This window comes from Micromonospora sp. LZ37 (assembly GCF_059359015.1).
In genome coordinates, this window is sequence record NZ_JCADBL010000007.1 from 294,350 (window position 1) to 319,146 (window position 24,797).

Annotated in this window: 22 protein-coding genes; 15 read left to right on the forward strand and 7 right to left on the reverse strand. The window is 74.3% G+C overall.

Features of this window, described 5'->3' with window-relative positions; all coding sequences use genetic code 11:
* Positions 1 to 118: 118 nt before the first annotated feature.
* Positions 119 to 1,399 (forward strand): cation:proton antiporter, encoded by a 1,281-nt coding sequence (locus AC5L3Z_RS17240; protein ID WP_494843205.1) that lies wholly within the window; start codon positions 119 to 121, stop codon positions 1,397 to 1,399.
* A 26-nt stretch (positions 1,400 to 1,425) separates the two neighbouring features.
* Here AC5L3Z_RS17240 and AC5L3Z_RS17245 read toward each other — a convergent pair whose 3' ends face one another.
* Genes AC5L3Z_RS17245 through AC5L3Z_RS17260 form a run of 4 tightly spaced genes read right to left on the reverse strand, consistent with a single transcriptional unit; the run spans position 1,426 to position 4,542 of the window.
* Positions 1,426 to 2,496 carry an ABC transporter ATP-binding protein gene (locus tag AC5L3Z_RS17245; RefSeq protein ID WP_494843207.1) on the reverse strand — a complete coding sequence of 357 codons (1,071 nt, stop codon included), beginning with the start codon at positions 2,494 to 2,496 and terminating at the stop codon, positions 1,426 to 1,428.
* Complete coding sequence (locus AC5L3Z_RS17250; protein ID WP_494843208.1) at positions 2,493 to 3,329, reverse strand: ABC transporter permease; 837 nt, start codon at positions 3,327 to 3,329, stop codon at positions 2,493 to 2,495. Before AC5L3Z_RS17250 ends, AC5L3Z_RS17245 begins: the two co-directional genes overlap by 4 nt.
* Positions 3,326 to 4,129, reverse strand: coding sequence for a molybdate ABC transporter substrate-binding protein (gene modA / locus AC5L3Z_RS17255; protein WP_494843209.1), 804 nt, complete (start codon positions 4,127 to 4,129; stop codon positions 3,326 to 3,328). Before modA ends, AC5L3Z_RS17250 begins: the two co-directional genes overlap by 4 nt.
* Positions 4,126 to 4,542, reverse strand: a complete 417-nt coding sequence (locus tag AC5L3Z_RS17260) for a TOBE domain-containing protein (protein WP_494843210.1) — start codon at positions 4,540 to 4,542, stop codon at positions 4,126 to 4,128. Before AC5L3Z_RS17260 ends, modA begins: the two co-directional genes overlap by 4 nt.
* Positions 4,543 to 4,681: 139 nt before the next feature.
* On the opposite strand from AC5L3Z_RS17260, the gene AC5L3Z_RS17265 reads away from it, so the two are divergent.
* The 7 genes from AC5L3Z_RS17265 to fxsT all read left to right on the forward strand — a co-directional run bounded on the left by AC5L3Z_RS17265 (position 4,682) and on the right by fxsT (position 14,758).
* Positions 4,682 to 5,578 (forward strand): DUF4231 domain-containing protein, encoded by an 897-nt coding sequence (locus AC5L3Z_RS17265; RefSeq protein ID WP_494843212.1) that lies wholly within the window; start codon positions 4,682 to 4,684, stop codon positions 5,576 to 5,578.
* Between the two features lie 97 nt (positions 5,579 to 5,675).
* Positions 5,676 to 5,849: an FxSxx-COOH cyclophane-containing RiPP peptide gene (locus AC5L3Z_RS17270; RefSeq protein WP_494843213.1), complete on the forward strand. Its 174-nt coding sequence runs from the start codon at positions 5,676 to 5,678 to the stop codon at positions 5,847 to 5,849.
* A complete protein-coding gene (locus AC5L3Z_RS17275) occupies positions 5,821 to 8,154 on the forward strand; it encodes an FxsB family cyclophane-forming radical SAM/SPASM peptide maturase (RefSeq protein WP_494843214.1) in 2,334 nt (777 codons plus the stop codon). Before AC5L3Z_RS17270 ends, AC5L3Z_RS17275 begins: the two co-directional genes overlap by 29 nt.
* Entirely contained in the window at positions 8,151 to 8,933 is a 783-nt protein-coding gene (locus AC5L3Z_RS17280; protein WP_494843250.1) for an AAC(3) family N-acetyltransferase, read from the forward strand. The genes AC5L3Z_RS17275 and AC5L3Z_RS17280 overlap by 4 nt, the downstream gene beginning before the upstream one ends.
* A 74-nt stretch (positions 8,934 to 9,007) precedes the next feature.
* Entirely contained in the window at positions 9,008 to 9,688 is a 681-nt protein-coding gene (locus tag AC5L3Z_RS17285) for a TIR-like protein FxsC (RefSeq protein ID WP_494843216.1), read from the forward strand.
* Positions 9,675 to 10,841, forward strand: a complete 1,167-nt coding sequence (locus AC5L3Z_RS17290) for a TIR-like protein FxsC (RefSeq protein WP_494843217.1) — start codon at positions 9,675 to 9,677, stop codon at positions 10,839 to 10,841. Before AC5L3Z_RS17285 ends, AC5L3Z_RS17290 begins: the two co-directional genes overlap by 14 nt.
* The gene (gene fxsT, locus AC5L3Z_RS17295) at positions 10,838 to 14,758 is read left to right on the forward strand and encodes an FxSxx-COOH system tetratricopeptide repeat protein (protein ID WP_494843218.1); all 3,921 of its coding nucleotides are present in this window, start codon (positions 10,838 to 10,840) and stop codon (positions 14,756 to 14,758) included. Before AC5L3Z_RS17290 ends, fxsT begins: the two co-directional genes overlap by 4 nt.
* Here fxsT and AC5L3Z_RS17300 read toward each other — a convergent pair.
* Both AC5L3Z_RS17300 and AC5L3Z_RS17305 read right to left on the reverse strand, forming a co-directional pair.
* Positions 14,752 to 15,705 (reverse strand): alpha/beta fold hydrolase, encoded by a 954-nt coding sequence (locus AC5L3Z_RS17300; RefSeq protein ID WP_494843220.1) that lies wholly within the window; start codon positions 15,703 to 15,705, stop codon positions 14,752 to 14,754. The genes fxsT and AC5L3Z_RS17300 overlap by 7 nt on opposite strands.
* Before the next feature lie 229 nt (positions 15,706 to 15,934).
* Positions 15,935 to 16,927 (reverse strand): helix-turn-helix domain-containing protein, encoded by a 993-nt coding sequence (locus AC5L3Z_RS17305; RefSeq protein WP_494843221.1) that lies wholly within the window; start codon positions 16,925 to 16,927, stop codon positions 15,935 to 15,937.
* A 146-nt stretch (positions 16,928 to 17,073) separates the two neighbouring features.
* On the opposite strand from AC5L3Z_RS17305, the gene AC5L3Z_RS17310 reads away from it, so the two are divergent.
* From AC5L3Z_RS17310 to AC5L3Z_RS17340, 7 genes are all read left to right on the forward strand, one after another.
* Positions 17,074 to 18,006, forward strand: a complete 933-nt coding sequence (locus tag AC5L3Z_RS17310; RefSeq protein ID WP_494843223.1) for a diacylglycerol/lipid kinase family protein — start codon at positions 17,074 to 17,076, stop codon at positions 18,004 to 18,006.
* A gap of 32 nt (positions 18,007 to 18,038) precedes the next feature.
* Positions 18,039 to 18,683, forward strand: a complete 645-nt coding sequence (locus tag AC5L3Z_RS17315; protein WP_494843224.1) for a hypothetical protein — start codon at positions 18,039 to 18,041, stop codon at positions 18,681 to 18,683.
* Between the two features lie 25 nt (positions 18,684 to 18,708).
* Complete coding sequence (locus tag AC5L3Z_RS17320) at positions 18,709 to 19,482, forward strand: nucleotidyltransferase domain-containing protein (RefSeq protein ID WP_494843225.1); 774 nt, start codon at positions 18,709 to 18,711, stop codon at positions 19,480 to 19,482.
* Positions 19,483 to 19,536: 54 nt separating this feature from the next.
* A complete protein-coding gene (locus AC5L3Z_RS17325; protein WP_494843226.1) occupies positions 19,537 to 20,013 on the forward strand; it encodes a macro domain-containing protein in 477 nt (158 codons plus the stop codon).
* Positions 20,014 to 20,113: 100 nt separating this feature from the next.
* On the forward strand, positions 20,114 to 20,542 hold the full coding sequence (locus tag AC5L3Z_RS17330) for a hypothetical protein (RefSeq protein WP_494843228.1): 429 nt from the start codon (positions 20,114 to 20,116) through the stop codon (positions 20,540 to 20,542).
* On the forward strand, positions 20,536 to 20,760 hold the full coding sequence (locus AC5L3Z_RS17335) for a helix-turn-helix transcriptional regulator (protein ID WP_494843230.1): 225 nt from the start codon (positions 20,536 to 20,538) through the stop codon (positions 20,758 to 20,760). Before AC5L3Z_RS17330 ends, AC5L3Z_RS17335 begins: the two co-directional genes overlap by 7 nt.
* Positions 20,757 to 21,746 carry an NAD(P)-dependent alcohol dehydrogenase gene (locus AC5L3Z_RS17340; protein WP_494843232.1) on the forward strand — a complete coding sequence of 330 codons (990 nt, stop codon included), beginning with the start codon at positions 20,757 to 20,759 and terminating at the stop codon, positions 21,744 to 21,746. The genes AC5L3Z_RS17335 and AC5L3Z_RS17340 overlap by 4 nt, the downstream gene beginning before the upstream one ends.
* A 20-nt stretch (positions 21,747 to 21,766) precedes the next feature.
* On the opposite strand, the gene AC5L3Z_RS17345 is transcribed toward AC5L3Z_RS17340, so the two are convergent.
* Positions 21,767 to 23,275: a DivIVA domain-containing protein gene (locus tag AC5L3Z_RS17345; RefSeq protein WP_494843234.1), complete on the reverse strand. Its 1,509-nt coding sequence runs from the start codon at positions 23,273 to 23,275 to the stop codon at positions 21,767 to 21,769.
* Positions 23,276 to 24,797 lie beyond the last annotated feature (1,522 nt).

Below are 24,797 nucleotides of genomic sequence, written 5' to 3' on the forward strand. Positions count from 1 at the left end.
AGGTCCGTCCGGCCATCGCGACGGTCGGGGGTGCCCGGACCGTTATGATCACCGGGAACCGTGGAGCGCCGGGAAGTCTGGTCGGCACGTGCTGACCCCTGCCCCTGGAGGCTGACCCGTGCTGCTGCTCTCCTTCGCCGCCGTCCTCCTGGCCGCCGTGCTCGTGTCGGCCCTGGCGCATCGCACCATCCTCTCCACGGCGGCACTGTTCCTGGTCGCCGGTTTCGTGCTCGGCGAGGACACCACCGGGGTGCTGCACCTGCGCGCGGACTCCCCGATCGTGGCGCAGTTGGCGGAGCTGGCGCTGTTCGCGGTGCTCTTCACCGACGGGATGCGGGTGGGCTGGGCCGACCTGCGTTCGGCGTGGCGGCTGCCCGGCCGGGCGCTTGGCTGGGGTCTGCCGCTGACGCTGCTGGTGACCGCGGTGCTGGCGCACTACGTGGCCGGGTTGGACTGGCCGGAGGCTCTGCTGGTCGGGGCGATCCTGGCCCCCACCGACCCGGTGTTCGCCGCCGCGCTGGTCGGCAACGACAAGGTGCCGGCCCGGCTGCGGCACCTGCTCAACGTCGAGTCCGGCGTCAACGACGGCCTGGCCCTGCCGTTCGTGGTGCTCCTGCTGGCCGTCGCAGCCGGCTCCGACCTGCACCTGGCGGAGCTGGCCACCGAGCTCGCACTCGGGCTGCTGATCGGTGTGCTGGTGCCGCTGCTGGCGATCGCGTTGGAGCGGACCCGCTGGTTCGCCGCGTCGGTGGCGTACGCCCCGTTGAACGGGGTGGCGATCGGCCTGCTGGTGCTGGCCCTGGGCAAGGCGACCCACGGGAACCTGTTCCTCGCCGCGTTCGCCGCCGGCATCACCGTGGCGACGTTCGGGCCGCGGGAGCGGGCGGCGTTCGAGCACCTCGGGGAGAACGTCGCCGAGCTGCTGAAGCTGGCCGCGTTGCTGGTCTTCGGCGCGCTGATCTCGGTGGAGTTCCTCGGCGAGATCAGCTGGACCGGCTGGGTCTTCGCGGTCCTGGCGATCGTGGTCGCCCGTCCGGTCGCGCTGTGGATCTCCTTCCTGCGCTCCGGGCTGAGCCTCCGGGAGCAGGCCGCCGCCATGTGGTTCGGCCCGAAGGGGTTCGCCTCGGTGGTCTACGGACTGCTGGTGCTGGAGTCCGGCATCCCCGCCGGGGACGAGGTGTTCCACCTGGTGGCCCTGACCATCGTCGTCTCGATCCTGGCGCACTCCTCCACCGACGTCGTGATCGCCCGGGCCTTCGACGAGGCCCGGGAGGCCCCGGCCTGGTACGGCGTGCTGCGCCGGGTCCGGGGGGCCCGCCGGCCGATGGCGCCGTCGGGACCGCGCGGCGAGGCGGTCGAGCCCCGCCCCGCCGGTGACGACCAGGCCGGCCCGAGGTAGCGCGGCCGGGCAGAGCGCCTCGACCGCTACGCCGACCCGGCCGGGTACGCCCGGGTCTCGCTGGCCCGCACCGCCGCCCAGACCTGCTGGCCCGGTCCCAGGCGCAGCCGCGCGGCGGCGGCCGGGGTGACGTCGGCGGCGACGGGGACCGGCCCACCGAGCTGCACCCGCAGGTTGTCCCCGTGCCGCTGGACGCCGGAGACCGTGGCCGGCCAGGTGTTGCGGGGGTCGCCCTCGGGCGGGTGCGGGTGCAGGGCCACCGCGGCCGGGGGGAACACCACGAAGGCGTCGCCGTCGAGCCGTTCGGCGGTGGTGAGGACGAAGCCGTCGCCGAGGCGTACCCGGTGGCCGTCTGCGCGGCCCCGGTAGAGGTTGAGGCCGACCAGCCGGGCGACGTAGTCGGTGCGCGGCCGGGCGGTGACCGTCGCCGCGTCGCCGTCCTGGACCACCCGGCCGTCCTCGACGATGACGAGCCGGTCGGCCAGCGCCAGCGCGTCGAGCGGGTCGTGGGTGACCAGCAGGGTCGCCCCGTCGTGGTCGGCCAGGTGCCGGTGCAGCTGCGCCCGGGTGTCCAGCCGGGTCCGCGCGTCCAGCGCCGCGAGCGGCTCGTCGAGCAGCAGCAACCTCGGCTGTACGGCGAGCGCGCGGGCGAGGGCGACGCGCTGGGCCTGGCCGCCGGAGAGCTGCCGTGGCCGGCGCTCCGCGTACCCGGCGAGCCCGACCCGGTCCAGCCAGCCGGCGGCCCGCTGGCGGGCGGCCCGCCGGTCGAGGCCCTGCCGGCGCGGGCCGAACGCGACGTTGTCCAGGGTGCTCAGGTGCGGGAAGAGCAGGTAGTCCTGGAAGACCACGCCGATCCGTCGGCGCTCCGGCGGGACCCAGTGTCCCCGGTCGGGCCGGTCCAGGTCGACGCCGTCGAGCCGGAGGTGTCCGCCGGTCAGCGGTCGAAGCCCGGCCAGGGCCCGCAGCGCGGTGGTCTTGCCGGCGCCGTTCGGGCCCAGCAGGGCGACCACCTCGCCGGCGGCCACCCGCATCCGGATGTCGAGGCGGAACGCGCCCCGGTCGACGACGAGGTGACCGTCCAGCAGCGGCGCGGTCACGGGCCGGTGATCCAGCGGTCGCGGAGCCCGGCGAGGATCGCCACCGAGACGGTGAGCAGGATCAGGCTGAGCACGATCGCGGCCTCCACGTCCGTCTCCAGGGCCAGGTAGACCGCGAGCGGCATGGTCTGGGTGCGTCCGGGATAGTTCCCGGCGAAGGTGATGGTGGCGCCGAACTCGCCCAGCGCCCGGGCCCAGCAGAGCACCGCGCCGGCGGCGACCCCGGGAGCGACCAGCGGCAGGGTGACGTGGGTGAAGGTGGTCCAACGGCTCGCGCCCAGGGTGGCGGCGGCCTCCTCGTAGCGGTGGTCCGCGCCGCGCAGTGCCCCCTCCACGGCGATGATCAGGAACGGCATCGCCACGAACGCCTCGGCGAGCACCACGCCGGTGGTGGTGAACGGCAGGGTGACGCCGAAGGCGGCGTCGAGCCACCGGCCGAGCAGCCCGTTGCGGCCGAACACCAGCAGCAGCGCCACGCCGCCGACCACCGGCGGGAGGACCAGCGGCACGGTGACCAGCGCCCGTACCAGCCGCCGGCCGGGAAACTCCGCCCGAGCCAGCAACCAGGCCAGGGGTACGCCGAGCAGCAGGCAGAGCAGGGTGGCCAGGGTGGCGCACTGCACCGACAGGCGCAGCGCGGTGAGCACCCCCGGCGCGGTCAGCCGCTGCGGCAGGGTCGCCCACGGCGTCCGGACCAGCAGCCCGGCCAGCGGCAGCACCAGGAACAGCAGCCCGAGGCCGGCGGGTACGAGCAGCGCCACCGGCACCCGTCGGCCGGGCCCGCGCGGTCGCCGGACCGCGGCGGCGGGCTCCTCGACGAGCGGGGGCGTCATGATCCGGCTGGCGGCTGGAAGCCGGCGTCGGTGAGCGCGGTCCGGCCCGCCGCGGAGAGCACGTACGCCACGAAGGCCCGGGCGCCGGCCGGGTTCGGGGCTCCCCGGAGCACGATGATCGGATAGTCGTTGATCGCGCTCGCGGACTCGGGGAACTCGATGCTGTCGACGGCGTCGGCGGCGGCCCTGGCGTCGGTGCGGTAGACCAGCGCGGCGTCGACCTCGCCCAGCCTCACCTTCGCCAGGGCGCCCTTGACGTCCTGCTCCAGGGTGACCGGTGTGAGCGTCACCTTCGCCGCGGCGAGGGCCCGGGTGCCCGCCGCCCCGCAGGGCACCTGCTCGGCGCAGAGCGCCACCTTGATCCCGGGTCCGGCCAGGTCGGCCAGCCCGGTGATCTTCCTGGCGTTGCCCTTCGGCACGGCGATGACCAACTGGTTGCGGGCGAAGGTGGTCGGGGTGCCCGCGCCGTTGCCGGCCTCGGTCACCGTGGCCATGTTCTTCGCAGCGGCGGAGGCGAACACGTCGGCGGGCGCGCCCTGGTTGATCTGGGCGGCCAGGGCGGAGCTGCCGGCGAAGTTGAAGCTCACCTCGGCGCCGGGGTGGGCGGCCTCGAACGCCCTGCCCAGGGCGGTGAACGACTCGGTCAGCGACGCCGCCGCGAACACCGTCAGGGTGCCGGTGACCGCGCTCCCGCCGCCGGCCGCTCGCCGGTCCTCGGCCCCGCTGCCGCAGGCGGTGCCGCCGACGACGGCCAGGGCCGCGAGCGCGGCCAGGGCGGACCGGATCCACCGTGCGGTCACGAACTCCTCCCCCTGCCGCCACCGGGGGCGACGCGCTCCACCACGACGGTGGTCGACTTGATCACGGCGACGGCCACCGAGCCGACCCGCAGGTCCAGCTCGTCGACCGCCTCCCGGCTCATCAGCGAGACCACCCGGAACGGTCCGGCCTGGATGTCGACCTGCGCCATCACGGTGTCCCGGACGACCGCGGTGACGATGCCGCGCAGCCGGTTGCGGGCCGAGGAGAACTCCGCCCGGTCCGGCTCGGCGGCCTGCGCGCGGACGAAGCCGGCCAGGTCGACGCCGTCGATCAGCCGGTGGCCCTGCGCGTCGCGGGTGGCGGCGAGCCGGCCGGCGTCCACCCAGCGGCGCACCGTGTCGGTGCTGACGCCGAGCAGCTCGGCGGCCTCGCTGATCCGGAAGACGCTCACCCGGTCACCCTAGCGGGCCGCATCTGCGTGGCGGAAGGGAGCGAAGTGCCCGCGTACCGGAGGGGACGGTGGGGAAAACGGCCGCAGGTGCGGCAGCGCCGCCGGTGGCGGGTGGGCGACGCTGGCTACCATGCCTGGCGTGACGACCTTCGATGCGGAAGCCGCCGTCGACCTGGTCTGGCGACGCCAGGGCGTCTGGTCCCGGGCGGCCGGCGACGCGAAACGGCGGATCGTCGCCGCCCGCCGCGCCGTCGCCGGGCTCACCATCGGCGCCGCGGTCGCCGGCACCGCCGCCGCGGGGATCGGGGAGACCATGCCCGCCCGGGTGCTCGCCGTCGTCGCGGCCGCCGCGCTGCTGCTGGTGCCGATCGTGGCCCGGGCGGCGTCCCGGGAGTCGGTGCAGGCCTGGACCCGGCTGCGGTCGGTCTCCGAGGCGTTGAAGGCCGACGTGCACCGCCGCCTGGCCGGTGTCGCGCCGTTCGCCGGCGCCGACCGGGACGCCGTGCTGCTGCGTCGCCTGGACGCCCTGATGGACGACGTGAGCGACCTGATGGGGCACGTCGTCGACCCGGCGCCGGACGCGCGGCCGTTGCCCGCGGTGTCGGACGTGCGGAGCTACCTGACGGCCCGGGTCCGCGGGCAGGTCGAGGGGTACTACCTGCCGATGGCGCGCCGGATGGCGACCCGGTCCGAGCGGGTCGGGCGCGCCGCGACCGCGGTGACCGTCGCCGGCGCGCTGCTCTCCGCGACGGTGGCCGTGCTCGGCGACCCGCTGGGGCTGACCGCCTGGATCGGCGTCACCGCCACCGTCACCACTGCGCTGGTCGGCTACGGGGCCGCCCAGCGCTACGAGCACCAGCAGATCGAGTACGCCCGCACGGCCGACCAGCTCACCCGGCTGCTGGCCGTCCGCGCCGCCGGTCAGGGCTGGACCGACGACGACGCGGTCGTGGCGGAGGCCGAGCGGATCATCTCGCTCTCCAACGAGGGGTGGATGGCCCGGATGATCGAGCTCGATGGCGCAGCGCAGCAGTGACATCACCGGCTGTGGCATATAGCATCGTCGATAGTGGTCACTGACCGTCGCCGTGGGTGGAGGTCCGTCCACCTTCGACTCAGATGGGGGAGCCTCCGTGGATCTCATCGCTCGCCAGCCGGGCCCGACCCCGCCGCCGCTGGACGACCTGCGGCACACGCCGCTCGGCCAGATCCCGCTCGACCGGGCCCGGGCCGTCGTCCGGGTCACCGACCGCCGGGCGGACCAGCCGGCCCGTGTCGATGTCGCCGCCTTCTCTTCTTCGATCTGAGCCTGACACGCCGGGTCGCGACCGGACCGGTCGGGTCGCCCCGCTGAGTCAGTACGTGCTGAAGCTGACCAGCCGCTGCGACCTCGCCTGCGACCACTGCTACGTCTACCAGCACCCGGACCAGTCCTGGCGGCGGCAACCGCACGTCATGGCCCCCTCGACCGTCTCCGCCACCGCGCGGCGCATCGCCGAGCACGCGGCGGCGCACCGGCTCGGCGCCGTCCGGGTCGTCCTGCACGGCGGTGAACCGCTGCTCGCCGGCGCCGACCGACTCGACGCGACCGCCGCCGAGCTGCGCCGGCGGATCGAGCCGGTGGCCCGGCTCGACCTGCGCATGCAGTCCAACGGTGTGCTGCTCACCCCGGCGATCGCCGACGTGCTGGTCGCCCACGACGTCAAGGTGGGCATCTCCCTCGACGGCGACCTGGCCGCCAACGACCGGCACCGCCGCCACGCCAACGGGGCCAGCAGCCACGCCGCGGTGCGCCGCGCGCTGGCTCTGCTGCGCCGCCCGGAATACCGCCCCAGCTACGCCGGCATCCTCTGCACCGTCGACCTCGCCAACGATCCCGTCCGGGTGTACGAGGCGGTGCTGGCCGAGCAGCCCCCGCACGTCGACTTCCTGCTGCCGCACGCCAACTGGGACCGTCCACCCGAGCGGGGTGACGGCACCGCCACCCCGTACGCCGACTGGCTGCTGGCGGTGCACCGGCGCTGGCTGGCCGACGGGCGTCCGGTGCCGATCCGGCTGCTGGAGTCCCTGCTCGCCACCGCCGCCGGGGGCGCCAGCCGGACGGAGGCGGTCGGACTCGGCCCGGCCGACCTGGTCGTCGTCGAGACCGACGGCACCTTCGAACAGGTCGACTCCCTCAAGTCCGCCTTCGACGGCGCGGCCGCCACCGGGCTGGACGTCTTCCGCCACCGGGTGGACGACGCGGCGGCGCACCCGATGATCGCCGTCCGGCAGACCGGCCTGGAGGGGCTCTGCGCGACGTGCCGCGCCTGCCCGGTGGTCCACCGGTGCGGCGGCGGGCTCTTCGCCCACCGGTACCGCTCCGGCAACGGCTTCGACAACCCCTCCGTCTACTGCGCTGACCTGCGCGAGCTGATCGACGCGGTGAGCGTGCCGGCCGCCGAGCCACCCGACCCGCCGGCGGACGCGCTGGGCCCGGCGGTCCTCGACGACCTCGGCACCGGTCACGGCAGCGAGGACTCGGTGCGCCAGCTGGCCGCCGTCCACCAGGCGATGGTCCGGGCGCTGCTGGTCGCGCTGAGCCCCGAGGCGGCCGCCGACCCGGTCGCCGCGCCGGGCTGGGAGCTGCTGGCCGCTCTCGACGTCACCGCGCCCGACGCCGTGCGGACGGTCCTCGCCCATCCCTTCGTCCGCCGGTGGGCGCGGTCCTGCCGGGACGGCGCCGAGGTCGATCTGGCGTACCTCGGCTGCGTGGCCGCCGCCGCCGCGGTGCACGCCGGCGTCGAGGCCGAACTCGTCGTGCCCGTCCGCCACGGCCTGGTCAACCTGCCGACCCTCGGCGCCGTCGCCCTCGACACCGCCGACGGCGACGCGTCGATCTCCGTCACCACCGATGGCTTCGCGGTGCGCGCCGGGCGGCAGCGCGTCGCCGTACGACCCGGCGGCGCCGCCGACCCGCCCGGTTGGCGGCCGGTACGCCGGCTGCCCCTCGGCGGGCACCACCTGCTGCTGGAGGACACCGACCCGTACCGGGACTGCTACGGGCTGCCGGTCGCGCCGCGGCTGGACCGGGTGACCGCCGGGCGGTGGACGCGGCGGCTGGAGCGGGCGGTCCACCGGGTCGGCACCGAGTCGGCGGGGTACGCCCCCGGCCTGCGCGCGCTGCTGCGGGCCGTGGTGCCGCTGCGCCCGGAGGAGACGGGCCGGCAGCGCAGCGCCGCCGCCGGGGCCGCCTTCGGCGCGGTGGCCGTCACGCCGACCCCCGACGACGCCGCCCTCGCGGTGCTGCTCGTCCACGAGGTGCAGCACCTCAAGCTGGACGCGGTGCTGGACGTCGGAGACCTGTTCGACCGGGCCGACCCCCGGACGCTGACCGTGCCGTGGCGCGACGACCCCCGTCCCGTCGAGGGCGCCCTGCACGGCGTCTACGCCCACCTGGCGGTTGCCGATGTGTGGCGCACCCGACCCGGCCCGGCTGCCGCCGCCCACCACCGCCGCTACCGGGACTGGACCGTCGGGGCGCTTGAGGCCCTGCTCGGCCTCGGCGCGCTGACCCCCACCGGCGACCGCTTCGTCCGGCGGATGCGGGAGACGGTGGACGGGTGGAGCTGACCGCGGGCCGGGAGACGCTGGCGGCGCAGCTGCGCGGGTTGGGGCTGCCCGCCGGGGCGACGGTGCTGGTGCACAGCGCCCTGTCCCGGGTCGGGCACGGGCCCGCGACCCTGCTCGCCGCGCTGCGCGACGTGCTCGGCCCGGAGGGCACCGTGGTCGTGGGCACCCAGACCCCGGGCAACTCGGTCACCTCCCGGGCGTTCCGGGCCGCCACCGCCGGGATGAGCCCCGCCCAGGTCGCGGCGGCGGAGGCGGCGATCGCGCCGTTCGACCCGGAGCACAGCCCGGCGGAGGGGACGGGCGCCTTCGCCGAGCACGTCCGCCGTCAGGCCGCGGCGCGGCGCAGCCACCACCCGCAGGCGTCCTTCGCCGCCGTCGGCCCCGGCGCGGCCACCGTGACGGCCGTGCACGACCTCGACTGCCACCTGGGCGAGCGGTCACCGCTGGGCGCCCTGCACGCGGCCGACGCCGTCGTGCTGCTGCTCGGAGTGGACTGGTCGGTGTGCACCGCGTTCCACCTCGCCGAGTACCGGTTGCGCCGCCCCACCCCGGAGCGGGCCTACCGCTGCTACGTGCGCGGGGCCGACGGTCGCCGGCTGCGGCGCGACTTCCGGGCCCCGCACCTGGACGACACGGACTTCGCGGTGATCGGCGCCGCGCTGGAGGGATCGGTGCCGGTGCGTACCGGGCCGGTGGGCGCGGCGGTGGGCCGGCTGGTCCGGCTGCGGCCGGCCGTGGACTTCGCCCGTGGGTGGATGGATGAGCACCGGCGGCCGTGAGCGGGGCAGCCGGCGGTTGGCGGATGTCGATACTGTGGGCGGCCCAGGGTGGCTGCGCCGGGCAGGAGCGGTAGGTGGCGGAGGACGAGTTCCGGGTGGACGAGAGCGCCCCCGTGTTCTTCCTCAGCTACGCCCGGACCCGCAACCGGGTCGCCGCGCCCCCGCGAGACACCAACAGCAAGGTCTTCCAGCTCTTCGTCGACCTCTCCGACCACGTCGTCGAGCTGCTGGGTCTGCGCCCGGGCCGGACGGCCGGCTTCATGGACCGGGTGCTCGACGGCGGTCAACTGTGGACGGAGGATCTGGCCTTCGCCGCCGGCCACTGCCAGGTCTTCATCCCGTTGATCTCCCCCCAGTACCTGCGCAGCGAGTGGTGCGCCCGCGAGTGGGACGCGTTCTCCCGGCGGCCGGTCCTGCTGCGGCCGGGCGCGGAGGCGTCGGCCGGGGAGACGCCGCTGATCCCGGTCAACTGGTCGGTGGTGGAGCGCCGGCGGGTGCCTCCGGTCGTGTCGCAGCGGCAGATGTTCAGCCCCACCCGGCTACCCTCGGAGATCGCCCCCCAGTACCACGACGAGGGCATCTACGGGCTGCTGAGCCTCGGCAAGAACGGCAAGGACGCCTACGACGCGGTGGTGTGGCGCCTGGCGCAGCGCATCGCCAAGGCGTACCAGACCCACTGGGTCGCCGCCCGGGTCCCGGACGACGTACGCGAGCTGCGCGACAGCTTCGAGGAGGCCGGGCATGAACTGGGCTGACGCTTCCTCGACCAGCGCGGTCGCCGGGCGGGAGACCTACTTCTTCCTCAGCTACGCCCACTCGGTGCCGCTGTCGGCGGCGGCCCGCCCGGACACCGACTTCTGGGTCACCCGGTTCTTCCAGGACCTGGGCACGGCGGTACGCGACGGCGCGAGCCGGACCGGCGAGATGGACGTCGGGTTCTTCGACGGCCTGGTCAACCCGGGCGCGGACCTGAAGCAGACGCTGACCGAGGCGCTCAGCCTCGCCCACGTCTTCGTGCCGCTGTACTCGCCCAACTACTTCCGCAACGCCTGGGCGGTGGGGGAGCGGGACTCGTTCCGCAGCCGGCTCAGCCGGTTGTCGCCGTCCCGGGCCGCCCGGCACATCCTGCCGGTGCTCTGGATGCCGTTGCCGTCGTGGAGCGACCGGTCGGAGACGGCCCCCGCCCTGGAGCTGGTCCGCGACGGCGGCGACCGTGCCGACTACGCCGAGAACGGGCTGCGCGCGCTGTGCAAGCTGAGCGCCTACCGGCGGCAGTACCGCAGCGTCCTCACCGCGCTGGCCGAGCGGATCGTCACCGTGGCCGAGACCGAACCACTGCCCCGGTCCCGGGCCGCGCCCCTGACCGGCAGCCCGGTCACCGACGCCGGCGGCCCCGCGCTGGTGGTCGCCACCCTCACCCCGCACGGCGCCCGCTGGCGCCCGTACGGCGACCAGCACGAGCTCACGGTGGCCGACTACGTCGCCGCCACCGCGGAGCGGCTCGGCCTGCCCACCGCCGTCGTCGAACTGGACCGGGCCCGGGACCGGGTCCCGGAGAGCCCCACCGTGGTGCTGGTCGACGCGGCCGTCGGCGGGGCCGCCGCGCGGGCCGCCCTGCACGGCCTGCCGCAGTGGGTCGTCCCGCTGGTGATCGCCGCCGACCACGATCGCGGCGAGCAGACCCCCGAGACGATCGCCGGTACGTTGCAGGACGCCGGGTTCCCCCGGGTGCTGCCGGTGCGCGGCATCGACGAGTTCGAACGCTGCACGCCGCTGCTGGTGACCGAGGCCCGCAAGCAGTTCCTCCGGCACGGTCCGGTCGATCCGCCGGAGGGCCCACCCACCCCGAGACCGAGCCTGCGACAGCCCGGGGAATCCGACGTACGGCGAGGGAAGGACGAGCGATGACGGCACCGCGCGACGGCCAGGTCGTCACCTTCTACTCCTACAAGGGCGGCACCGGCCGCACCATGGCCCTGGCCAACACCGCCTGGATCCTGGCGGCCAACGGCCAGCGGGTGCTCGTCGCCGACTGGGACCTGGAGTCACCCGGCCTGCACCGGTTCTACGCGCCGTTCCTCGACCCCGACCAGGTCGCCTCCACCGGCGGGGTGATGGACCTGATCCTGGAGTACGAGTGGGAGAACGCGCGGCGGCGCAAGGAGGGCGCGGACCCGGTCCGGCGCCCCGGCGACTGGCACCGCGAGTTCGCCCGGGTGCACAAGTACGCCTTCTCGGTGAGCTGGGAGTTCCCCGGCGGCGGCAGTCTGGACCTGCTGCTGGCCGGCCGGCACAACCCCGACTACGCCACCAGCGTCACCGGGCTCAACTGGGACAACTTCTACAACCGGCTCGGCGGCGCCCAGTTCTTCGACGCGCTGCGCGAGGACATGAAGCGGCACTACGACTACACCCTGATCGACAGCCGCACCGGGATCAGCGACGTCGCCGAGATCTGCACCATCCACCTGCCGGACGTCCTGGTCGACTGCTTCACCCTGAGCGACCAGGGCATCGACGGCGCGGCGGCGGTCGCCGCCCGGGTCCGCGGCTACGAGGGGCGGCGGGCGCGGCGGGTCCTGCCGGTGCCGATGCGGGTCGACGAGGGGGAGAAGAGCAAGCGGGACGCCGGCCGGGCGCTGGCCATGCAGCGGTTCGCCGGGCTGCCGGGCGGCATGACCGACGCCGAGCGCCAGGAGTACTGGCTCACCGTCGAGGTGCCCTACCGGGCGTACTACGCCTACGAGGAGACGCTGGCCACGTTCGGCGACGAGCCGGGCAGCCGGACCAGCCTGCTCTCCGCGTACGAGACGTTGACCAGCCACATCACCAACGGGCGGATCGCCGCCCTGCCCCGGGTCGACGAGGCGCTGCGCCGGCAGACCGTCCAGCGCTTCGAGCGCAAGCCGGTGATCGTCGACGAGCTGATCGTGCTGCGCCACGTACCCGAGGACCAGGTCTGGGCGGAGTGGGTGCAGTCCGTGCTCAGCGCCGCCGACCTGCGGGTGGTGACCGTGCCGGCGGGCGGTGCGGCGCCCGTGCCGGGCGGCACGGCGTCCCGGGAGCTGCGGCTGGTCTCCCGGGCCTGGCTGGCCGCCCGGCGGGCCCGGCACGGCCTGGACGCGGGCCGGGGCGGCGCGGACTGGCTGGCGCTGCACGTGGACGACACCCCACCGGCGCCGGACGTCCCGATCGGCAGCTGGGCCTCGGTGCACGAGCTCACCGCCGAGGACGCCGCCGCGCAGCTGCTCAAGCTGGTCGGGCGGTCGGCCGTGGAGGGCGGGCCCGGCCTGCGCGTCGCCCGCTACCCGGGCGTCACCGCGGGGGTGTTCAACCCGCCGGGCCGCAACGCCCGCTTCACCGGACGGGAGGAGCTGCTGGGCCGGCTCCGCGAGGAGCTGAAGGCGGGGGGCGGTGAGCGGACCCCGGTCGCGCTGCGCGGCGGTCCCGGCCTCGGCAAGACCCAGCTCGCCATCGAGTACGCGCACCGCTTCCGCGGCGCCTACGACATCGTCTGGTGGATCCCGGCCGACCCGCCGCAGTTCGTCGACGTGGCGATGGTGGAGCTCAGCGAGGAGCTCGGCCTGCCGACCCAGGCCACCATCCCGGAGACGACCCGGGCGGTCCGGCAGCGGCTCGGCCAGACCGAGCGCCGCCCCGACGGCAGCCCGCCGCCGCACTGGCTGCTCATCTTCGACAACGCCGACCAGTACGAGCACGTGCGCCCCTTCCTGCCGCAGGGCAACGGGCACGTCCTGGTCACCACCCGCAACCCGGACTGGGCCGACGTCGCGCGGACGCTGGACGTGGAGGCGTTCCAGCGGGCGGAGAGCGTCACGCACCTGCGGGCCCGCATCGGCGAGCACCTGATGAGCGTCGCCGAGGCCGAGCGGGTCGCCGACGCGGTGGAGAACATGCCGATCTTCGTGGCGATGGCCGGCGCCTGGCTGGCCGACACCCGCACCCCGGTCGCCGACTACCTGGCCGGGCTCGGCCGCACCGGCCTGGGCGCCGACATCTGGGACCTCTCCCTGCAACGGCTGCGGGAAGGCTCCGCCGGCGCGTACCGGCTGCTCCAGCTGGCCTCGGTGCTGGCCCCGGAGATCTCCCTCGACCTGCTCTACGGCGACCAGGTGGCCCGGGTGATCGCGCCGCACGACCCGGTGGTCGCCGCGCGGGTCGCCGACCGGGTCTCCGAGCGCGACATCGCCGCCGCGCTGGTGCAGCGGATCAACAAGCTGGCCCTGATCAAGCTGGACCCGCACGCCCAGCGGGTGCAGGTGCACCGGCTGCTCCAGGCGGCCCTGCGGGCCCGGATGTCCGAGCGTGAGCTGGCCGAGGCCAAGCACGACGTGCACCGGATCCTCGCCGGGTCCCGGCCGCCCGGCGAGGTGGAGGACCCGGCCAACCAGCAGCGCTTCCGGATCCTCTGGCCGCACCTGGACGGCTCCGACGCGATCTCCTGCCAGGACGACAACGTCCGGCAGCTGGTCATCGACCGGATTCGCTACATCTACCTCAACGGCGGCTACGAGCAGGGCGAGCAGTACGCGCGGCAGACCGACGCCATCTGGTCGGCCCTGCTGGCCGACCTCCCGGCCGACGGCGCCGCGCACCGCGCCCTGCGGGTCCAGCTGCTGCACCTGCGGTTCAACTGGGCCAACCTGCTGCGCAGCCTGGGCCGGTTCGAGCAGGCCCGCCAGCTCGACGCGGACACCCTGCGCCAGCAGGAGGAGCTGATCGGGGACAGCCACCCGTACACCCTGATGACCGCCGGCGGGTACGCCGCGGACCTGCGCGCCCTGGGCCGCTACGCCGAGGCGCTCCAGCGGGACCTGACGACCTACGCGGCCTCCGTGGAGGTGTTCGGGGAGGACCACCGCCGCACCCTGAACTCGGCGAACAACCTCGCCGCGTCGTACCGGTTGATGGGCCTGTTCGGCAAGGCCCTCGACGGTGACGAGAACACCTACCGCCGGCTGCGGGTGGTGCTCGGCCCCGACCACCCGCGCACCCTGGTCTCGGCCAACAACCTGGCCCGGGACCTGCGCGAGACCGGCGACTACGAGGGCTCGGTGGCGCTGCTGCACGACGTGGTCGACGGCTACCGCAACCTCTTCGGCGACCAGTCCCGCGACGTGCTCACCGCCCAGGCCAACCTCGCCGTGTCGCTGCGCAGCACCGGCGAGGTGGTCCGGGCCGCGCAGCTGCTCGACGACGCGTACGAGCGGCTGCGGGCCAGCCTCGGCCCGGAGAACCCGGACACCCTGTTCGCCTGGCTCAGCCGTACCGCGAACCTGATGTTGCAGGGGCAGGGCGTCCGGGCCCGGGCGGAGCTGGCCGAGGTGGAGCAGATGCTCGTCCGGGTGTTCGGCGCGGAGCACCCGTACACGCTGGTCTCCCGCAACAACCTGGCGGTGGCGCTGTGGGACGCCGGTGACACCGCCGACGCCGCGGCGCTGGCCGACGCCACCGCCGGGTCGCTGCGCGACGTCCTGGGCGACGCCCACCCGTTCACCATGGGCGCGGCGAACAACATCGCCGTCTTCACCATCCTCGCCGGCGACCCGGGGGAGGGCCACGAGCGGCTGCGGGCGGTGGTGGCGCGGCTGGCCGAGGTGCTCGGCCCCGAGCATCCCGACACCCTGCGCGGCCTGGGCAACCTGGAGCTGGCCAACCAGATGGCGTCCGGGGGAGTGGTGAGCATCGGGCGGATGCGCATCGCCGACCGGCTCGCCAACCGGATCGGGCAGCACCACCCCAGCGTCGTCGTGCTACGCGACGGGCGGTTCGTCCGCCGGGTGCTCGACCCGCACCCCTACTGACCGGGGCGCGCGCCGATGAGCAGGTCCCGGCTGGTCGCCTCGTCGTCGGCGGCGGTGAGCCAGCTCAGGATGCGGGGCAGCTGCCCCATCGCGTCGAAGTGCGCCGCGCCGGCCTGCACCTCGATCTGGGCGCCCGGGATCTGCGCGGCGAGCCAGCGGCCGTGGCTGGCCGGGGCGAAGGTGTCCTCCGCGCCGTGCCAGAGGCGTACCGGCGTGGCCGCGGTGTCGATCGCGCCGAGGTCGAACTTCCAGCTGCGTCGCAGCGCCAGGACGTCGTCGATCCACCCGTACGGCCCGGCGCTCAGCGCCTCCTCGTAGGTGTCGGTGATCAGCCGGCGCAGCGCCGCGTCGTTGATCGCCCGTCGGTCCGGCGGCCCCATGTGCGTGATCAGGTCCTCCAGCAGCAGGCGCGGGTCCCCGATCGCCCGCTCGGCGCGCTGGCGGATCTCCTCGACCACCGACTGGGTGTCCGGTCTGCCGGAGCCGAACCCGCGCATGTTGTCGGCGTTCATGCCGGCGAACCAGTCCAGGGTCATCGCGTCCGACGGGGCGAGGCTGACCAGCACCGCCACCCGGGTCACCCGGCCGCGTAGCCGCTCGTCGGCGGCGCAGGCCAGGGCGTGCGGGCCCCCGCCGGACCGCCCGGCGACCGCGAACCGCCGCAGCCCCAGCTGGTCGGCGATCGCCTCGACGTCGCGGGCGGCGTCCGCGACGTCGCGCCCCTCGAACCGTTCGGAGTCGCCGTACCCGGGGCGGTCGTACGCGATGAGCCGCACCCCCATCCGGTACAGCACGATGCTGCGGGGCTTCGGGCCCCGTCGGCTTCCGGGTGTGCCGTGCATGAGGAAGACGGGAAACCCGTCGGGCGCGCCGGTCACCTCGAAGGCCACGCGTTTGTGGTCCGCGCGGTGGGCGAATTCGATCCCCGGCTCGCCGTCTCGGGTCACTGCAGCCTGCTTTCCGGTGCCACCACCAGCCAATATCCGTAACCCGGCATCGAGTGGAGGCGCTGGCCCGGCTGCCCCACTCAGCATTCGAGCCTAACGGTCGAGCCCCTCCCGTCGCTATGGACCGGATCGACAACCGGCCGGATCTGTCGGAAACGACACCGTCCGGCCACACCGGGCGGAACTTCCGTCCGGCGGCCCGCCGGGCGTCGGCGCGGGGGTTCGGGGGTCACCGGGCCGCCGGCGATCCGCCGCCCACCGGCCACGGCGCGGCGTCCTCCGCCGCGCCCGCCCCGGCCCCGATCGCGGAGGGGTCTCCGAAGCGCCAGGTCACCCGGTACTGCGCCCGCAGCCGGGGGCGGGGCACCTCCCAGTCGTACGCCACCGTGCCGGCGCGGTCCCGCCGCCGGGGAGTGACCTCGGCGGTGCTCTCGGAGGTGAAGGAGGTCTCGCTGCCCCACACCGTGGGTCCCGCCGCGGCGGGCAGTTCCAGCCGGATGGCGAGGCGCCGGGTCGGCAGCCGGATGTCGCGCTGCAACCAGTCGCCGAACTTCCACACCGGCACCCGGTAGCCGTAGTCGACGACGGTGCGCTGGCCGGGGTAGAGGGGCACCGGGGTGTCGCCGGTCTCGAACATCAGGACGATCTTCAGGAAGGCGTCCCGCGCCCGGGTGACCCGCCACCGCATCGGTTCGCCGCCGATCGTGGCCCGGAAGCCGACCTCGTCGAGGGTGAGCGGATGGCGGCCGTGGAACGCGGTGGAGCGGGCCGGGTCGTCGGGGAACCGGTCGATGTCGATCTGCACGGTGTGCCGGGTGATCGGCTCGGTGCCGACGCTGTGCAGCACGCGCCGGAACCGGCACTCGTACGCGCCGTCGCGCAGTGCGAGCTGCGCCGTCTCGTCGTCGATCACCAGGTGCGACCCGGTGGGTGGGGGCACCGCGGTCGGGCCGAGGCTGGCGAACCGCCCGCCCTGGCCCCGGGTGCCGGCGAAGGCCACGAAGCGCTGCCAGATGCGGTTGCCGCTGTCGAGGACCACCTCGACCCGTCGGGCGAACTCCTCCGTGGGCTGGTGCCGGCCGTTCTCGATGTGGCTGACGTACGACGGGTCGAAGCCGGTGCGCTCGGCGAGTTCCTTCTTGGACAGTCCCCGCTGGTGGCGCCAGTGGGTGAGTTCCCGTACGAACGCCTCGGCCGCGCCGTCCTGTGTGGAGCCGCCCATGCCCCCGTCCCTGCCGTGTCGGGCCTCAAGTCTGTCTGACCGACCGCCCGTGCGCCAGCGGCGGTCCCCACCCGCGAACCGGCCGGTGTGGGGGCGGCCGTCACCCGGTGCGTGGACCCGCGGGCGGGTGGGTAACACCCCCGCCCATGAGCAGCAGCACCGTCGCCCGCCCCGACCGTGACCGCGCCGCGCCGCCCGGCACCGTCGCGGTCGTCGCCCACCGGAAGAAGACCCTGGGCGGCGGCCTCGACCAGCTACGCGCCACGCTGGTGGCCGCCGGGGTGGAGCACCTCCTCTGGTACGAGGTGCCCAAGAGCCGCAAGGCGCCCAAGAAGGCCCGTAAGGCGATGAAGAAGGGCGCCGAGCTGATCTTCGTGTGGGGCGGCGACGGCATGGTGCAGCGCTGCGCGGACGCGATGGCCGGCGCGGACGCGGCGATGGCCATCCTGCCGGCCGGCACCGCCAACCTCTTCGCCGCCAACCTCGGCATCCCCACCGACCTCGCCGAGGCGGTGCGGATCGGCCTGCACGGCCGCCGCCGCAAGCTCGACCTCGGCAGGCTCAACGGCGAACACTTCGCGGTGATGGCCGGCGCCGGTTTCGACGGCGACCTGATCCGGGAGGCCGACCGCAAGCTCAAGGGCCGGCTCGGCCGGGTCGCGTACCTCTGGACGGGCCTGCGCCACGTTCGGGGTGAGCTGGTGCACACCCGGATCCGGGTCGACGGCGCGGACTGGTTCGACGGCGAGGCCAGCTGCGTGCTCTTCGGCAACGTCGGCACGATCACCGGGGGCGTGCCCGCCTTCGACGACGCCCGTCCCGACGACGGCGCCCTGGAGATCGGCGTCTCCACCGCCAGCGGCGCGGTCGACTGGGCGCGCACCCTGGGCCGGATGGCCGCGGGCCGCTCGGAGGACTCGCCGTTCGTCCGGATCACCCGGGGACGCCGGGTGAAGGTCCGCTTCGCCGCGCCGAGGACGTACGAGCTGGACGGCGGCGCGCGGACGCGGACCACCCGGATGAAGGTCCGGGTGGCGCCGGGGGCGTTGACGGTCTGCTGCCCGAAGCCGCAGAGTTGAGCGGCGAGCCCGTCGCACCCGGGGGAGGGCGGATGAGGCCGGCACAGGACGTGGTGACGGTGCGCCGCCTGCGCCTCGGCATCGGTGTGGTCGGCATCGCCCTGCCGTTCGTGGTGACCCTCGGCAACGCCCTGTTCGTCGGGCGCCTCGTCCTGCTGGACTCGATCAGCGGCGCGTACCACACGGGGATGCGGGACGTCTTCGTCGGCAGCATGTGCGCCATCGGCGTCTTCCTCGTCTGCTACCGCTACCGCCGGGTTGACGACGTGCTGAGCAGCTTCGCGGGCGCCCTGGCGATCGCGGTGGCGCTGTTCCCCACCGCCTCGGGCGCCCAGGACGGCCCGGTCAGCGCCACCGACGTCCTGGTCGGCCGGGTCCACCAGGTCTGCGCCGCCACCCTGTTCCTGCTCCTGGCCGGGTTCTGCCTCTTCCTGTTCACCCGGACCGACCCGGCCGCCGGCCCGGTCACCCCGCGCAAGCTGGTCCGCAACCGGGTCTACCGGGCCTGCGGCGCGGTCATCGTCACCGCCGTCGCGCTCGCGCCGGTCAGCACGCTGCTCCCCGAATCCGTACGGGACGCCACGAGGCCGGTCTTCTGGTGCGAGATGGTCGCGGTCCTCGCCTTCGGCGTCGCCTGGCTGGTGAAGGGCGACGCGATCATCCGGGACGCGGGCTGAATTCCGGCCTTGGCAGGATGGCGGCATGGATCCTGTCGTACGCCGCTATCTCGCCGACCTGGTCGCCGCCGCCCGGGACGTCCTCGGTGAGGATCTCGTCGGCGCGTACGCGGCCGGTTCGGTGGCGCTGGACGCCTACCAGCCCGGCCGCAGCGACGTGGACGTGGCGCTGGTCTGCGCCCACGCCCTGCCCGAACACACCAAGCGTGACCTGGTGGCCCGGCTGCGGCACGAGGCGCTGCCGTGCCCGGCGCGCGGCCTGGAACTGGTCGTCTACACCGCCGCGGTCGCCGCTTCGGGCACCCCCGACCCGGGCTTCGAGGTGGAGCTGAACACCGGGGCGCGGATGCCGTTCCGGGTGACCTGGGCGGCCGGGGAGCGGCCCGTCGAGGACGGCCGGTTCTGGTACGCCCTGGACCGCAGCATCCTGCACCAGCACGGGTACGCCCTGCTCGGCGCCCCGGCCGCCGAGGTCTTCGCCGATCCCTCCCCGGACGACCTGCGGCGGCTGATCGTCACCGCCCTGCGTTGGTGGCTCGACCTGCCGACGCCCGCCGACGACGCCCCCGCGCCCGGCGCCGAGGACGCGGTGCTCGGCGCCTGTCGCTCCCTGGTCCGCGTCCGGGACGGGGTGTGGCTCTCGAAGGTCGCCGCGGGTAACCGGCTCGCCGCCGCCGGCTACCGGCCGGAGCTGATCCGCCGCTGCGTCGCCGCCCGCGCCGGCGGCACCCCGCCCAGCGGCGCCGAGGCGCGGGCCTTCCAGCGGCAGGTGCTCAGCGAGATCGCGGCCGACGGCTGACGGCTGGCCGTAATCGGCTGTCGGACGGTCGTACCCGACGGTCATCATGACCGCATGACCCCGCTGGTGATCATCAAGGGCGACGCGACCAGCCCACAGGCCAAGGGCCGGAAGGTGATCGCGCACGTCTGCAACGACCTCGGCGGCTGGGGCAAGGGCTTCGTGCTGGCCGTCTCCCGGCGCTGGCCGGAGCCGGAACGGGACTACCGCGACTGGCACCGGCACCGGGCGCGCAACGACTTCGGGCTCGGCGCGGTCCGCCTGGTACGGGTCGCCGACGACCTGTGGGTGGCGAACATGATCGGCCAGCGGGGGATCAGGACGGGCAGCGGCGGTCCGCCCATCCGTTACGACGCGTTGGCGCGGTGCCTGACCTCGCTCGGCGACGAGGCGCGGGCGCTGGGCGCGTCGGTGCACATGCCGCGGATCGGGTGCGGCCTCGCCGGCGGCAGCTGGCACCGGGTGGAGCCGCTGATCACCCGCGCCCTCTGCGACCGGGACGTCCCCGTCACGGTGTACGACCACGGGTAGCGGCTGTCGGCCTCCGGGCATGTAAAGAATTCTTGACAGCGGTCCCCGCCCCGGCCTACCGTCGGCGTGTCAAGAATTCTTTACATGACGAGGAGTGATCGTGGCCTTCGAGGAGAAACGCGCCTGGACCATGGCGCTGGTCGCCGTCGCCGCCTACGCCACCTACGCCGCCGTCATCCTCGGCCGCGCCGACGGCGTCGCCCTGGTCGACGTCCCGTACGTCGCTGCCCTGCTCTGGACCATCGGCGCGGCCATCCTCACCTCGATCGGCCTGCACATCGTCATCTCGATCGTCCAGCCCGAGGGCGCCAACCAGGCCGACCAGCGGGACCGGGAGATCCACCGGCTCGGCGACCACATCGGCCAGTCGTTCGTCGTCGTCGGCGGGGTCGCCGCACTCGCCATGGCCCTGGCCCGCTGGGACCACTTCTGGATCGCCAACGTCGTCTACCTCTGCTTCGTGCTCTCCGCCGTGGTCGGCTCCACCGCCAAGATCGTCGCCTACCGCCGGGGCTTCCAGTCATGGTGAAGCCGACCCGGGTCACCAACAGCATCCGGGCCCTGCGCGCCGAGCACGACGACATGACCCAGGCCGAGCTGGCCCGGCGGGTGGGCGTGACCCGGCAGACCGTCATCGCCATCGAGCAGGGCCGCTACTCGCCGTCGCTGGAGATGGCCTTCCAGATCGCCACGGTCTTCGGCGTACCCCTCACCGAGGTCTTCCACTACCCGCAGGAGGAATCATGAAAGCCATCGCCCAGGACGGCTACGGCCCACCCCAGGTGCTCGAACTGCGCGACGTCGACGTTCCCACGGTCGGCGACACCGACGTCCTGGTCCGGGTACGGGCGGCCGGCGTCGACCCGGGGGTGTGGCACCTGACCACCGGGCTGCCCTACCCGGTCCGCCTCGGTTACGGCCTGCGCCGCCCGCGCCACCGGGTCCCCGGCATGGACCTGGCCGGCGTGGTCGAGGCGGTCGGCCAGGACGTCACCCGGTTCGCCCCCGGCGACGAGGTCTTCGGCACCGGCACCGGCAGCTACGCCGAGTACGCCCTCGCCCCCGAGGGGAAGCTCGCCTCGAAACCCGCCGCGCTGACCTTCGAGGAGGCCGCCGCGGTGCCGGTCTCCGGGCAGACCGCGCTCACCGCCGTCCGCGACGCCGCGAAGGTCCGTCCCGGCCAGCGCGTCCTCGTCATCGGCGCCGGCGGCGGCGTGGGCTGCTTCGCCGTGCAGCTCGCCGCCGCGGCCGGCGCCCACGTCACCGGCGTCTGCGGCCCCACCAAACTCGACCTGGTCCGGTCGATCGGCGCGGACGAGGTGGTCGACCACACCCACGAGGAGATCACCGACCGGGGGATCCGCTACGACGTCATCGTCGACACCGCCGGCAACCGCCCGCTGTCGTCGCTACGCCGCGCCCTCACCCGGAAGGGGACACTCGTGCTGGTCGGCGGCGAGGCCGCCACCGGACGGTGGCTCCAGGGTTTCGATCGGCAGCTCCGCGCGCTGCTGCTCTCCCCGCTGGTCGGTCAGCGGCTGGTCCCGCTGGTGGCCAGGGAGAGCAGCGAGAACCTGGCGGCGCTGGCCGCGCTGGTCGACGCCGGTCGGCTGCGACCCGTCCTCGACCGCACCTGGCCGCTCGCCGACGCGGCCGCCGCCCTGCTGCACGTGTGGGGCGGCCACGCCCGCGGCAAGAACGTCCTCGCCGTAGCCGGTCCTGCCGGTCGCTGAGGCGTCAGCGACCCGTCCGGTCAGCTGCTCGCCACCGCCTCGGGACGGTGCGCCGCCGCCGGAACGTACGGCTCGGGGGCGGGCCGCTCCGGGGCGTACTGCTCCGGGATGTACTGCTCCGGGGCGTACTGCTCCGGGACGGACCGGTCGGCCTCGGACCGGTCTGAGGCCGACCGGTTTGGGACGAAGGGCTCCGGGGCGGGCCGCTCGGCGGCGGGCTGCTTCGGCGCCTCCTCCGCCGGCCGCTCCGGCCGGACGGCGAGCATCGGATACTCGGCGGTCTCCCCGCCACCGGCCGCGGCCGCCATGACCGCGGCAGCCGCCAGGTCCGCCACCCGCTTGGCCTCGCGCTGGACCCGCACCCGCACGTCCTTGGCGTGCCGCTCCACCGAATCCGCCGCCTGCCGCGCCTCGTCCAACCGTTTGGTCTCGGCCGTGAGGTTGCGACGAACCTCCTCCAGCCGCCGCTGCGTCTGGACGAGGTCCCGCTCGGCGGTGTCCCCTTCCTGCTGGATGTCGGCGAGCTGGTCGCGTGCGGTGGCCAGCTCCTCGTTGACCTGCGCCAGGAGCTGCTGCCCTTCGGCGATCTCCCGCTGCACCGAGGCGAGCTGCTCCTGGTGCGCGGCCACCTGCTCGTCCGCGCGCTGGCGCACCTCGGTCGCGTACTGCTGCGCCTCCGCGATCAGCGCCTGGATCTGCTGCTCGGCGGCGCTGTGCTGGTTGGTGAGCTCCTGCTCGGCCGCCGACCGGTGCTCGGCCAGCTCCTGCTCGGCGGCGGCCCGCCGCTCGGCGATCTCCTTCTCGGCGTTGGCCTGCCACTGGGCCAGCTCCTGCTGGCTCTGCGTCCGCGCCGCCTGGATCTCCTGCTGGATCTGGGTACGGGCGGCCTTGGTCAGCGCCTCGGCCGCGGCCCGGGTCTGCGTGATCTGCTTGGCGGTCTGCTCACTGATCCGCTTCGCCTCCTGCTGGGCGCGCTCGTGCGCCGCCTCGCCCTCGGCCCGTAGCTTCTCCGCCCGCTCGCGGACCTCGGTCAGCTCCTTGTCGACCGCGGCCCGCCGCTCCTCGTACGCCTTCTCCTGCTCGGTACGCCGGGCGGTCAGCTCCTCGTCCAGGTCGCGCAGCGCCTGGGCGGTTCGTTCCCGCGCCTCCGCCAGCAGCTTCTCCGCCTCGCCCTGTAGGCCGGCCGCCCGCTGCGTCGCCGTATCGGTGATCATCCCGGCCTGCTTCTCGGCCAGGGCCAGGATCTGGTCCACCACCGGCCCCAGGTCGCGGAACGACGCCCGCTCCACCTGCGCCGGACGCTGGCGCAGCTCGGTCAGCTCCGCCTGCAGCCGCTGGATGTGCGCGGTCAGGCCCTGGATCTGCCCGGCCGACTGTGCGCACTCACCGGTCAACGAGGCGAGCCGGCTGCCGGTCTGCTCGACGTACCGGTCCACCTGCCGCTTGTCGTAGCCGCGCAGGCCGGTCTCGAAATGCGGCCGCCCGGCCGCGTCGTCACGCAGCGCGAACGGCTCGTCGCCGTTGGACATTGCAGCACCCTCCGTACTGTGCGAGCGCCACGCGGTCGATCGTCCACGGGCCATGGTGTGGCGCAACGCTACCGCCGTCGCGCCGTGGGCAATAGAGCCGCCCCGGCGATCGGGACGGGTCCCGGTGGCGACTCCGCACCCGGGACGTCGGTGCTGTCTCCAGGCCCGGCTGCCCAGCGGGCGGGGATGACCCGCTGCCGCCGGCGTCAGGTCGGCCGTCCCTTGAAGCGGCGAGACAAGGGCGTGGGCCCGCCGCAGTGGACGGTGTGGGACCTCGGCGCCCCGTCGGCTCCCGGTGCGCCGACCGTCGGGTAGTACCTTCCCGGTCGGTGTGCCACGGCGGCCCACGGCTCCTCAACACGCGTCTGACGTCGTGACGTGCTGCGTCGGCCTGGCGCTGGCGGCACAGCGGGTAGTTCGGCCCGCCGGGCGCGCGCACTCGCGGCCTGGCTTGCTGGGTGGGCGCGACAGCCAACTGCGCGCGTTCAGCTCGGTGAAGGGCTTGGACGTCCGCGGAGGCACGGGAAAGGTGGCAACCCGCTCGGGCACCGCCGCTGCTCGGGCACCGCCGCTGCTGTCGTCGAAACCCGTCGGCTCCGCCTCCCTCTGCCCATCCGGGGCTGCTTCCGGGCTTACCCCGAGCTGGTCCTTCCGAGCCTCTCCTGTGCTGCTCTCCCGGGCTCGCCTTCTGGGGCGAGTGAGCCGGTGGCGGTGACCCCCGACGCGCGAGGCATTGGCGGCGCGCCGTTGTGCCTTCCGCTGGCGGCGCCCGGGGTTGAGTCGGACGACGGGCACGACGCCTTCCTGCCTTCCTTCCGACCGCTCCCGGACCTTCGGGTGGCGCCCGTGGGCACGGCGCCAGCGGTCAGCGGGGGATGTGACGGGGGACGCTCCCAGCGGATTTGACGATCAACTCGCGTGGCGCGTAACTTTCTCTCTGCCAGCGCGGAACGGACGAAACAGGCGAATGCTTGCGAGGCCGGAGCGCGGGAATGGTCTGAGGCGCGGCTCGGTTGTCATCGGGTACGAGCTTGGGACCGGGCTCCTCTAGGTCTGTGAAGGCAGGCCGGGGGTGCCGGGAATGACTCCAGGGTCGGGTGGGTTGAGTCCCATGTGAGCTTGGACCGGGTGGTGCCCCGGATTCGCTGTGAGGCGGATTTGGTGAGGCGGAGCCGACCGGGTATGGTTCATCGCCGGCAGGGAAACGGACGGTGTCGCGGGTGACCGCGGACGGCCGGCCTGTCGAATTCCATGAGGACGTCGGCGTAGGCCGGTGGAATTGTGGTGCCTGCAATTAGGTGGATGTGGTGCGGATCGCTGATAGGGCGGTTTGACACGGCGGAGACCGGCGGGTAACGTAGTAAAAGTGCCCGGCGCGGGAAGCGGCGGTCACGACAGAGCGGAAATGCCCCGGACGGGGGCTCCACGGTGTGGGGTTTCTCGGCGGTGTGTGGTTGTTCTTTGAGAACTCAACAGGGTGCTAGATAAGCCAGTGCCAATTATGATTTATACCCCGGACTGG